At 46.2% G+C, this 11887-nt stretch carries 9 protein-coding genes; 5 read left to right on the top strand and 4 right to left on the bottom strand.

Annotation, left to right across the window (positions count from 1 at the left end; all coding sequences use genetic code 11):
- Positions 1-19 precede the first annotated feature (19 nt).
- From ntrB to H6F74_RS13575, 3 genes are all read right to left on the bottom strand, one after another.
- On the bottom strand, positions 20-862 hold the full coding sequence (gene ntrB / locus H6F74_RS13585) for a nitrate ABC transporter permease (RefSeq protein WP_190441874.1): 843 nt from the start codon (positions 860-862) through the stop codon (positions 20-22).
- 88 nt (positions 863-950) lie between these two features.
- The gene (locus H6F74_RS13580) at positions 951-2300 is read right to left on the bottom strand and encodes a CmpA/NrtA family ABC transporter substrate-binding protein (RefSeq protein ID WP_190441872.1); all 1350 of its coding nucleotides are present in this window, start codon (positions 2298-2300) and stop codon (positions 951-953) included.
- A gap of 29 nt (positions 2301-2329) precedes the next feature.
- Positions 2330-3865, bottom strand: a complete 1536-nt coding sequence (locus H6F74_RS13575; RefSeq protein WP_190441871.1) for a ferredoxin--nitrite reductase — start codon at positions 3863-3865, stop codon at positions 2330-2332.
- A gap of 411 nt (positions 3866-4276) precedes the next feature.
- On the opposite strand from H6F74_RS13575, the gene H6F74_RS13570 reads away from it, so the two are divergent.
- From H6F74_RS13570 to trpE, 3 genes are all read left to right on the top strand, one after another.
- A complete protein-coding gene (locus H6F74_RS13570) occupies positions 4277-6346 on the top strand; it encodes a DICT sensory domain-containing protein (RefSeq protein ID WP_190441869.1) in 2070 nt (689 codons plus the stop codon).
- 150 nt (positions 6347-6496) lie between these two features.
- Positions 6497-6931, top strand: coding sequence for a photosystem I reaction center subunit II PsaD (locus H6F74_RS13565; protein WP_190441861.1), 435 nt, complete (start codon positions 6497-6499; stop codon positions 6929-6931).
- A 361-nt stretch (positions 6932-7292) separates the two neighbouring features.
- Entirely contained in the window at positions 7293-8834 is a 1542-nt protein-coding gene (gene trpE / locus H6F74_RS13560; protein ID WP_190441859.1) for an anthranilate synthase component I, read from the top strand.
- Positions 8835-8952: 118 nt separating this feature from the next.
- Here the strand turns inward: trpE and H6F74_RS13555 are convergent, their stop codons facing one another.
- On the bottom strand, positions 8953-10248 hold the full coding sequence (locus tag H6F74_RS13555; protein ID WP_190441855.1) for a septal ring lytic transglycosylase RlpA family protein: 1296 nt from the start codon (positions 10246-10248) through the stop codon (positions 8953-8955).
- A 169-nt stretch (positions 10249-10417) separates the two neighbouring features.
- Here H6F74_RS13555 and H6F74_RS13550 point away from each other — a divergent pair, with 169 nt between their 5' ends.
- Both H6F74_RS13550 and H6F74_RS13545 read left to right on the top strand, forming a co-directional pair.
- Complete coding sequence (locus H6F74_RS13550) at positions 10418-11305, top strand: PhzF family phenazine biosynthesis protein (protein WP_190442046.1); 888 nt, start codon at positions 10418-10420, stop codon at positions 11303-11305.
- Between the two features lie 151 nt (positions 11306-11456).
- Entirely contained in the window at positions 11457-11798 is a 342-nt protein-coding gene (locus H6F74_RS13545; RefSeq protein WP_190441853.1) for a DUF952 domain-containing protein, read from the top strand.
- The last annotated feature ends 89 nt before the right edge of the window (positions 11799-11887 follow it).

Raw genomic sequence — 11887 nt, 5'->3', positions numbered from 1 at the left:
AGTCCCCAGTCCCCAACCCCTATTTTTGTTCTTCTGGAACTACCATTGAAGCGATAAAAGCCACCATTCTATCTAGCAGCAGACCAACAATACCGACATACACAAGCGCGATGATAATTTGACTCATCAAAGAATTGTTGTAGGCATCCCAGATAAAGAAGCCGATACCCACACCGCCTACCAACATTTCAGCCGCAACAATCGCCAACCAAGACAAACCAATTCCAATTCTTAATCCCGTAAAAATGTAAGGAACTGCTGCGGGAAGTAGAATTTTCAAGAAATACTTTTGTTTAGATAGCCGCAACACTCTGGCGACATTTCTGTAGTCTTGGGGTAGCTGCTGTACGCCTACAGTTGTGTTAATAATAATAGGCCATACTGAGGTAATAAAAATCACGAAAATAGCTGAAGGGTTGCTTTGTTGAAGTGCTGCTAGAGATATAGGCAACCACGCCAACGGGGGAATAGTACGTAACACTTGGAAAATTGGGTCTACAGCCCGATAAGCAAAATCATTAGCCCCAACTACAATACCTACAGTTATGCCAACTATCGCAGATAAAGAAAAGCCAATTGCTACCCTTCCTAAGCTGGCTAAAATTTGCAATGCCAAACCTTTATCTGTACCGCCATTATCAAAAAACGGATTAATAATGTAAGGGTTCCAAGTATCACCAATCACTTGTATTGGCCCTGGCAAACCTTTAGAACCAGGAGGGCAGAGGAGTTGCCATACTAGCAGAAACAATGCCAAAGCAACTAAGGGCGGCACAATATATTTAGCTTGCTTCTGAAAAAAACTTGTCACTAACTGTTGAGGATTGTTAGTTTGCAGGCGGCGGTCAGCTTTAGCAGTCATTCTCGCTCCTAATGGTTATCTATTAGTCATTGGCTAATTGCTAACCCCTCTTAAGGAATTAGCAATTAGCTATCCTTCAATTAGCAATTTATGCCTTTTTAATCTTGAGACTCTTCAAGTATTCTTCTGGCTTTTCGGGGTCAAATTTGACACCATCGAAGAACGTTTCAATGCCACGAGAACTGCTAGTAGGAATTTCTGCACTGGGAACACCAAGCGCTTTAGCCGCTTCTTTCCACAAATCTTCGCGGTTTACTTTGTCCACGAGTTCCTTAAGATTTGTGTCAGCGGGAATATTGCCCCAGCGAATGTTTTCAGTTAAGAACCAGGTGTCGTGACTCTTGTAAGGATAAGAAGCATTATCTGCCCAGAACTTCATCTGTAACGGGCTACCCGTAACCACTGGACGACCGTCGCCGTAATCAATATTGCCTTTAGAACGCTCAATAATATCTTTGGCTGGCACCTTGAACCACTTCGCTTGGGAGACAATTTGGCACATCTCCTCTTTGTTTTCTGCTTTGTCGCACCATTGCTGGGCTTCTTGTACCGCCATCAGTAACGCTTTGGCAGAGTTGGGATTTTTATCCACCCAATCTTGTCGCATGGCAAAAGCTTTCTCTGGGTGATCTTTCCACAGTTCACCTGTCAGCAATGCGGTGTAACCCTGTCCTTGGTTAACCAGCTGGGCGTTCCAAGGTTCGCCTACGCAGAAGGTTTCCATGTTGCCCGTTTTCATATTTGCCACCATCTGTGGCGGTGGGATAGGAACAACGGAAATATCCTGGTTAGGATCAATACCGCCAGCGGCTAACCAGTAGCGCATCCATAGGTCGTGGGTGCCACCAGGAAACGTAATCGCAGCTTTGAGGTCATTTTTACCACCTGCTTTGGCTTTAGCAAAGGCTTCTTTCAGCCCCTTGCTTTCTAAACCAACTTTTGCCTCTTTGTAAGTATTGGCAATGGAAATTGCCTGACCGTTGGTATTCAACCGCGCCAAAATGTACATCGGTACGGGTTGCTTGTTCTTGGTCTGACCCAAGGTCATGAAGTAAGGCATGGGGCTTAATATATGCGCCCCATCAATACCACCGCCTTGAGAGCCTATTTCCAAGTTGTCGCGAGTTACGGGCCAAGAAGCTTGCTTGAGGATTTCGACACCTGTCATGCCGTACTTATCGAATAAACCCTTTTCTTTGGCAATAATCAGGGGTGCGGAGTCGGTAAGAGCGATAAATCCTAACTTGGCGTTGGGTGTTTCTACTTTTGGTGCGTTAGCGGCTAGGGTGGCGGCGGGTGAGGAACCTGAACCACCTGTGGAGCTATTGGCGTTTGTGGAGGTGTTGGTAGGGCCAGAGCTACAGCCATGAGCGAGTAAAGATGCAGCTGTAGCTGCTCCTGCGGTGATGATGAATTGCCTTCTGGAAAGTCTCGTCATTTTGTTTGTTGGTTGTTGCTAATTGCTGACTAATTTTTGATTTCTGCTTTGAATTGCTGGATGAGTAAATCGCGCAATACTGGTTTGAGGTCTTCGCAGGGAATGCTTTTCTGGACGCAGGTGCCGAGTTCGGCTTCTTTACCCACTTTGCCGCCCATGTAAAGATCGACACCTTCAACGGTTTTGCCGTTTTTGCGTACCTTTGTCCCCATTAAACCGATGTCAGCGACTTGCGGCTGGGCGCAGGAGTTGGGGCAACCTGTCCAGTGAATTCGCACGGGTTGGGTTAGGGAAAGTTCTGCCTCTAGCTCCTGAATCATTGCCACGGCGCGGTTTTTGGTTTCAATCAGGGCAAAGTTGCAGAACTGTGACCCGGTGCATGAAACAAGCGCTTTTGTCAATGGTTGGGGACTGGTAGAGAATTTTTCTAAGAGGGGTTCGGCTAGGAATGCCTCCATCCTTGAGCTTGGGATATTAGGGATGATGACGTTTTGTTCAACGGTGAGGCGAATTTCGCTGCTGCCGTAGACTTCGGCTATTCGGGCGAGGTCAAACATATCTTGGGCAAACAAACGCCCGACGGGAACGTGCAAACCGACGTAGTTTAAGCCGGGTTGCTTTTGAGGATATACGCCAAGGTGGTCGCGTTTTTCCCAGTCGATTTCGTCTTTTTCGACTGCTGGTTGCAGTGGTTTACAGAGATATTTTTCTACTAATGCCCGGAAATTTTCGAGTCCAAGTTCATCGATAAGCCACATCAACCGGGCTTTTTGCCGATTGGATCTGGGGCCTTGGTCGCGAAAAACTTCGAGAACTGCTCTGGATACATCCACAACATCTTCGGGAGGAACCCAGGCATTTAGGGGAATTGCTGCATCGCAGCGTTTTGCGGAGAAGAAGCCACCGACGAGAATGTTAAAACCGAAGGTGCCGTTTTTGAATGCGGGGACAAAGGCGAGGTCGTTGATTTCGGCGTGAACCGAGTTGTCGCGACAACCTGCGATCGCTATATTAAATTTTCTCGGCAGATTCGAGAAGGCTTTGTTGCCTTCCCCCTTACTGGTAATCATGTCCTGAACTTGCTGCACAAGTTCTCTAGTATCGAACAATTCATCCGCATCAATTCCCGCTACTGGCGAACCAGTGATGTTGCGAACGTTGTCCATCCCAGACTGGACGCTAGTTAAACCAACTTGGTTAAACCGATTGAAAATCTCTGGCAGATCCTCAATCCGGATTCCCCGCAGTTGGATGTTTTGCCGAGTGGTAATATCAGCATTGCCATCTTCGCCATACTGTTGCACGACTTCAGCTAACACCCGCATTTGACTAGCTGTGAGAATACCGCTTGGCATCCGCAGCCGCATCATAAACTTTCCGGGAGTGACTGGTCGAAAGAACACACCCACCCACTTCAGACGGTGGTCACGGTCTGTTTCGTCCATCGCCTCCCAGCCAATGCGGGCGAAGTGTTCAAGTTCTGACTTTACTGCCAGACCATCTTTTTCGGCTTTAAATTTTTCAAACTTGTTCAGACTTGCTGTTGGCGTGGCTGTGCTTGTCATGGGTGTGTCCTCATTACTTAGCGCTCAACTGCCCCCAAACCGATTTCAGGTGTTTCGTCAATCGCTCGTTGATGATAAGTTATGCGGACTGACTGAGGAAATTCGTATACAAAGTTACAAAATATTAATGTAAATGAAGTTTCCGCATAATTGTTATGCTATTTTGACATCAGCTCTTACTTAAGAAAGATTGATAAGTAGAGCTGATTATGGTTATAAAGACTAAGAACTAGGGTATGGAGAGTGAGGAGAGAGTAGATATAAGATTTGTTAATTAATAACTGACAAATAATAACTTTTATTTGCTATCTAATGTGTAGCAAATAAATACAGAAATCCTATTTAAAAGTTAGAATGCAGCGCGGTTTTGTACGATAAGCATTAGAACGGGTACAAAACTCGGCAAAATTAATGATCATACCGACTTCTGTGCTGACAGAGCTGCTCTGGGCCCTGCCTCACCTGCGAACCCAAATGTATTTCAAGTCTTCCTTAACGGCACTCTCTCATGCTATGGAAGACCAAATTCTGGCATCTTCAGACAAGCATCTGGTGATTGCCAGCTTCCAGCGAGAGCGTTTCTATCGTCAGGAGGCTCATCGGTATCGACGGATTGCCGAACGGACGGATCAGGTATATGTGATGGCGGCACCGGAAGCATCCTTTACCAACGGATCGGGCTATTACGAAACTGTGGCTTTTGAGCCTGAGGACGGCTTGAGTAAAGAATGGCACTTAGTGGTGGTAGGACAGCACTATGCCACCTGCTTAGTATGTCGGGAAAGAACACCTGAAGAAGCAAAAGTCAAGAGGCAAGAAGCAAGAGGAGAAAAGTCCCGCCTGTCGGCTCCTTTGGAGATGGACACAGCCCGCCGATTTGAGGGAATTTGGAGTTTTGATCGGCAAGTAAGCTGTACTGTTGCTGGATTATTACTGAATCGGATTTTACAGTATCGCCCGGAGTTGGAAGAGAAAATCGCTCAAGCGCAAAATGCTTACGGCATTGCTTCGGTAGCACGGGTTGTAGGGGTTGGGGAGAATTTATTAACTCAAAATGCAACAGCCACCAACCCCGATCCGTTTGTTGAGTGCCTGCTGACTTACTTACAAGCTGGGCAGTATAAACTGCTAAAAGCTTATCGTTCTATTTCTGCTCAGGAACGCAAAGAGCGTTTAGTAAACTCAATTACCGCTGCCATTCGCAGGGGTAGCAATACAGGACAGCCGCTACATCCGGATGAAATTCTAGAAGTAGCAGTGCAGGAATTGGGTCAGGCTTTGTCTGCTTGTCGGTGTCTAATATATCGCGTCTCAACGGATACAGCTACGACAATCAATCATGAATTTTTGGGTGTGAGTGGTAGCGGGGATTCTCGACTTCCCTCTACGCTAGGTCAGACTTGGCCTTTGGAGAATAATCCTCTGTTTCAGGAAGTTGTACAGAAGCGAGAACAAGTGTATGTAGCTGATACTCAGACAGATTCTCGGATTGTCGGGGATGGGTTGAAGTCAGGCTCTAATAGCCAGCTGCAAGCTATTGTGAGCAATTTTTCTATTTCTTCGTGGCTAATGGTACCAGTGCTGTATCAGGATCGGTTGCTGGGGATGGTGGAGTTGCATTATTGCGGCGGGACACCGTATGAGTGCGAGGAAGATGAACTGGAATTGGTGGAAGCGATCGCTACTCAAATCGGCGGTGCTTTAATTCAAGCTGAGGCCTACGCTAACCTGGAAGACCTCAACCAGCAGCTAGAAGCCCTCGACCGCACCCGCAGCAACTTGGTTGCCATTACTGGTCACGAACTACGCACCCCTCTATCTACCATCCAAGTCTGTCTGGAAAGTCTGGCAACCGAACCGGATATGTCTCCAGAAATGCGGCAGGTGATGCTCAACACTGCTCTCTCCGACGCGGAACGGATGCGTAAACTCGTGCAGGATTTCCTCACCCTTTCACGGTTGGAAAGCGGTCGCGTACAATGGCACCCAGAATCGCTGGAGTTGCAAGAGTGCATTGACCTCGCCCTCAGCAGTATCCGCGCCCGTCATTCTGATGGTCAATTGCCAGAGATTCTCACAAAAGTCCCCGATTCCCTGCCTTTGGTAAGAGCTGATGGCGAGTGGCTGGTTGAGGTTCTTGCCAAGTTGCTAGATAACGCTTGTAAATTTACCACGTCTAAAGGAAAAATTACTATTAAGGCTTCCAGTAACGGTGGTTCTATGCTGGAAGTCACTGTTGCTGATACGGGACGCGGTATTGAACCCAATCGACTTGAGGCTGTCTTTGATCGGTTCTATCAGGAAGAAGGCGCTTTGCGGCGAACTACTAGCGGTACTGGTTTGGGACTGGCAATTTGTCGCCAGATTGTCAGCGGTTGGGGTGGCGAAATTTGGGCTAAATCTGCTGGTAAGGACAAAGGTAGTGAGTTTCACTTCACCGTTCCCATCGTGGCAAAGCAGTCAATGGTTAGTAGTCAGTAACCGTTGGAAGGTTGGAATTTACACTTGCAACCTGCAACCTTCAACCTTCCAACGCCTTGACTAATGACGAACTGTTACAGTTCTTGACAGACTGGCAATAGAGACGTTTGCTGGGTGATAGGATGCCCTAAAACGTTGGGAGAAAAATCTATGCCAGAAACGGTAGAGACTCTAACTGGACAAACCCCGATATTTGGTGGCAGTACCGGAGGCTTGCTAACAAAAGCCCAAACCGAAGAAAAGTACGCTATCACCTGGACAAGCCCCAAAGAGCAAGTGTTTGAAATGCCGATTGGTGGTTCTGCCATCATGCGGCAAGGGGAAAACTTGCTGTTCCTCGCCCGCAAAGAATATTGCATTATGTTGGGCGGACAGCAACTACGCGCCAAGTTCAAAATCAACAACTACAAGATTTACCGTGTCTTCCCTAACGGTGAAATGGAGTATCTACATCCGAAGGATGGCGTGTTCCCTGAGAAGGTAAACCCCGGTCGTCCTTATGTCGGTAAGAAAGAACGCCGCCTAGGAGAGAATGTAGAACCTCCAAAAGTCAAGTTTAGCGGTCGTAATACTTTCGAGGTGTAGCGTCCGTTTTTGGGGTAAATGTCGATAGTTTTGTGGCGCGGTACGCCGTTGTGCATAACTTTAGGCACATAACCCCAATTGCCCTAAAAAATAAATAAAAAATAGTAGGGCTTACGCACGTCAACACGCTGTAGGGGCATGGCAATGTCATGCCCCTACAACAGAATTAGGGATTCACTAATTGACTGCGTAAGTCCTGAAATAGTAGGGTGGGCAAGAAAAAGGCAAACGGCAAAGGTAAAAAGGCAAAATTATTCATTTTTCCCTTTTTCCTATTGCTTTTTCCTTCTTAATGCCCACCCTATTTGTTTGAAAGGCTTATTGTATTTTTTAAACTTGAGGAACAATACCCGATAAATTTATGATTTTTCCTGACTTTACTCAATTTTCCGATTTAGCTAAGGAAGGCAACTTTGTACCTGTCTACCAGGAATGGGTAGCGGATTTAGAAACCCCTGTGTCTGCTTGGTACAAAGTCTGCGCGGGACAGCCTTATAGCTTTTTGCTGGAATCAGTGGAAGGTGGGGAGAATATCGGACGCTACAGTTTTTTGGGATGCGATCCGTTGTGGGTGTTGGAGGCGAGGGGAGAGAAGACTAGGCAAATTCATCGGAACGGGAATGCGATCGCATTTGAAGGCGACCCGTTTAAGGCATTGGCATATTGCCTAAAACCCTTTCACCCAGTGAAGTTACCTCAATTACCGCCGGGAATTGGGGGATTGTTTGGCTTCTGGGGATATGAATTAATTAACTGGATTGAACCTCGCGTACCGATTTATCCGGCTACTGAAGATGATTTGCCGGATGGGTTGTGGATGCAGGTGGACAACCTGATTATTTTCGATCAGGTAAAGCGGAAAATTTGGGCGATCGCTTATGCAGATTTGCGCGATCCTGATGTGGATTTGGCTACTGCGTACAAGTTAGCCGGCGATCGCGTTAAGCAACTGGTAAGCAAACTCCAGCTACCTTTATCCGGGAAAGACACAGTTTTAGAATGGACTCCGCCAACTGGAGAGGGAAGTGAATATACCAGCAACACTTCCCGCGAACAATACTGCGCCAACGTCCAAAAGGCAAAAGATTACATTCGCGCGGGGGATATTTTCCAAGTTGTACTTTCCCAGCGACTCTCGGCTGAGTATAGCGGCGACCCCTTCGCCTTGTATCGTTCCCTGCGCTTAATTAACCCGTCGCCTTACATGGCTTATTTCAACTTTGGCGACTGGCAAATTATTGGTTCTTCTCCAGAGGTGATGGTGAAAGCGGATCTTTCTCCAGAAGGGAAAGCGATCGCTACCGTCAGACCAATTGCTGGAACCCGCCCACGAGGGAAAACGCCAAAGGAGGATGACAGCCTTGCGGAAAACTTACTTCAAGACCCCAAGGAAATTGCCGAACACGTCATGCTAGTTGACTTGGGACGCAATGACATGGGGCGCGTCTGCACCAGCGGTACAGTGAGAGTCGATCAACTGATGGTAATTGAGCGTTACTCTCATGTGATGCACATTGTCAGCAACGTTGTGGGACTCCTGGCCCCCGATAAAACCGCTTGGGATTTACTTAAGGCTTGCTTCCCCGCGGGGACAGTCAGCGGCGCGCCTAAGATTCGGGCGATGGAGATTATTAAGGAATTAGAACCTTGCCGTCGCGGGCCATATTCTGGGGCTTATGGCTGGTATGACTTTGAAGGACAATTGAATACTGCGATCGCTATCCGCACGATGGTTGTGCGTCCCCAAGACGGCGGTAAACATACCGTTTCAGTTCAAGCTGGTGCTGGTTTAGTTGCGGATTCTGACCCGGAAAAAGAATATGAAGAAACTCTCAATAAAGCCAGAGGGCTTTTAGAGGCGATTCGCTGTTTAGCTATTAGTCAGTCCGTTGCTACTGGCTAATAATTTCAAATCCGTCTGCCCATAATTAAAGAACCCCACCCCCAACCCCTAGAGAGAACAACCGGAGAGGGGTTGGGGTGACTCTTCATGGCTGGTAATCAACTGGATTCGGCTTAGGCTACAGCTGCTTCATAACGACCGCTTCATACGGCACGACACCAGCTTTTTCACTTTTAAGACAGCGTGCCGCAGTCCGCGATAAATCAAGCGTTCTAGGGGCAATGTAGGGGCCGCGATCGTTGATTCGGACGATGGTAGCATCCCCATTTTTCGTATTTTTCACCTTGAGAAAGGTATTAAATGGTAGAGAGGGATGCGCTGCCGTTAGTGCGTACTGGTTATACTTCTCGCCGTTTGCTGTTAAGCGCCCGTGAAAATAGTCTCCATACCAGGAGGCAAAACCTTCAAATTTGTCATCTGTGGAGACTAATCCGTGCAGTTGCGCCTGTGCTTTCACCAAGGTTAAAGGTGCAGCGCCCAAAGCGATGCGGAGATTATTCACCCATTCGATTGCCAATATTTCTCCATTGCGACCGAGATTGGATGCGATCGCTTCATCAATGGCAAACAACTGGTTATTGCCTAACCTCCCCCCAGGCATCCCATAAAACAGCATTGGTTGCACTTGTGAACCATCCAAATTGGGGTTTTGCAGAAGTTTCGCTACACGCTTGGCAAAAGCTTCAGCTTCAACTTTGTCGGGAATTTCGGCAATCAAATTTCCCTTCACCCAGACTTGAAACTGCTCGTGTTCTGTGGCTTTTTTGCCAGAAGAATTCTTTTTTCCCTTCGCCAATGACCGCCAAAATCCTTGCCGCTGACTGAGTTTAGAGCTGTTTAAATTCTCCCCGGCTTCACTTTTGTAGCGAGTCCGAACCACGGCAACAGGCGCAGGCTTTGGTTTTTCATTAGGCTCAAAACGAGCAGGCCAGTTTAACAAATTCTGCACAACCTGCATTATTCTTTGAGAAAAACTAATCTTTGATACTCTACTGCCTGGTACTTCAATCCATGAGGCAGATTTGGAAATGATTGTTGGTGTAAAAGGCGCAGATTCATTGCTTTGCTCTGACGCTGGAACACAGAGATCATTGTCTAACGCATCTATCCAGTGGATAGATTGAAGAGCCGATTTTACTTTGTCTTTGTTTGGTAGAGGCTCTCCTATTCCCGATCCAGCCTGAAAACCCAAGGTAGGCAAAACTGCACTAAATTCCTGAGAATGCAAGCCCCCTAAGTTGAATTGTGCCGGAAAAACTACGGGATTATAAGTTTCCAGGGGATTACCCACAGCCGACAAAACCTTGGACGGAAGAGCAGCCGACAAATAATCTGGTACCCTCAACAACGCCTGGTTAGACGATAAAAAATAGCTGAACCAGGATGTCACCCAAAAAAGTCCGAAGAATGGCATGAGCAATTAAATATTTGGTTACAATGCACTCTGGGTAGCTAATCGTTACCCAGTATACATAACTCCAATAAGAGTATATCTGCTCAGTCCTTAATTGTACACTCTAGCGCGATCCCAGCCTCTGGGTAACGTAATAGCGATCGCAACAACGCAACAATTTTTACCAAATATGGACAACCTCACCTTCTACATTGTGGATGTATTTGCCCTAGAAAAATACACCGGAAACCAGTTAGCAGTTTTTACTAATATCGGTGAACTTTCGGATGGTGAAATGCAACGGCTCGCTAAAGAAATGAATTATTCAGAAACTACCTTTGTGATATCTCCAGATATTCGCGAAGGTGGTTATGACGTGCGAATCTTTACCCCAGAGCAAGAACTACCTTTCGCAGGTCATCCTACACTAGGTACTGCCTACATCTTGCAGCAGAAAATTATTAATAAACCGGTTGAATCCCTGAATCTAAACTTGAAAGTTGGACAAATTCCTGTAACCCTGCATTACGCCGAGCAAGCAGTTGAATGGTTATGGATGCAGCAAAAAGCGCCTGCTTTTAACCAAAACTTGGAAATAGATACACTTGCCAAGATTTTAAATCTAGATTCGGCCGAGATAGATAACCGATTTCCAATTCAAGAAGTTTCCACTGGAGTTCCGTTTATCATCGTTCCATTGAAGACGCACTCCTCCTTAAAGCGAATCAAAATCAACAAAGATAAATACTTTGAGCTTGTAGATACCACTCAAGCAAAATCTATACTGGTTTTTTGTCCGGAAACCTACAATGCAGAGAATGACCTAAGCGTGCGCGTATTCGCCGATTATCTTGGCGTTCCAGAAGATCCAGCCACGGGAAGTGCGAATGGTTGTTTGGCTGGATATTTAGCGCAGCATTCCTATTTTGGACAAAACCCCATTAATATCCGAGTGGAACAGGGATATGAAATTGGCAGACCTTCCTTGCTGTTGTTGAAAGCTGAAAAACGTGCTGATTCAATTGACGTATTTGTAGGGGGAAAAGTGATTATGATAGCGAAAGGAGAATTTGTTTAATAATAGTCCCGACGAAGGAGAATCATGGCTACGCTACATAAACAAAGCCTACCTATCCAAGCTTTAAAAATATCGTTCCTAGGCTGCGACCTAGGAATGAATAAGGAGTCTCCACCTCCTTATAACTACCTACTTAAAATTTGAGATTTGTATGAATATCATCTTGCATATCACGAAGCGCGAACAATGGGAAGAATCACAATCAACAGAAATATATCGCGGCGATACCTTAGAATCTGAGGGTTTTATTCATTGCTCAACACCGCAGCAAGTTATTAAAGTAGCTAATAACTTTTTTCGCTACCAAACTGGTTTAGTTATCCTGTGCATTGAATCTGAAAAAGTGGAGCCAGAAATCCGATATGAAGGATTAGATGCAGGAGAGCAGTTTCCTCACATTTACGGCGCTTTGAATATCAGTGCTGTGGTGCGAGTGTTGGAGTTTGAGCCTGGTGAAGATGGCTTGTTTACATTAGACCTCTTGCGGAATTAAGAAAAATAAGCTAAATAGAGAAACAATTAACTAACAGTTATAGACAAGTAAATGAAATATAAACAAGCTTTGTCAAATTCACCATCTGA

The organism is Trichocoleus sp. FACHB-90, assembly GCF_014695505.1.
Lineage (GTDB): Bacteria > Cyanobacteriota > Cyanobacteriia > Cyanobacteriales > FACHB-T130 > Funiculus > Funiculus sociatus.
This window is presented reverse-complemented; position numbering and strand designations above follow the sequence as displayed.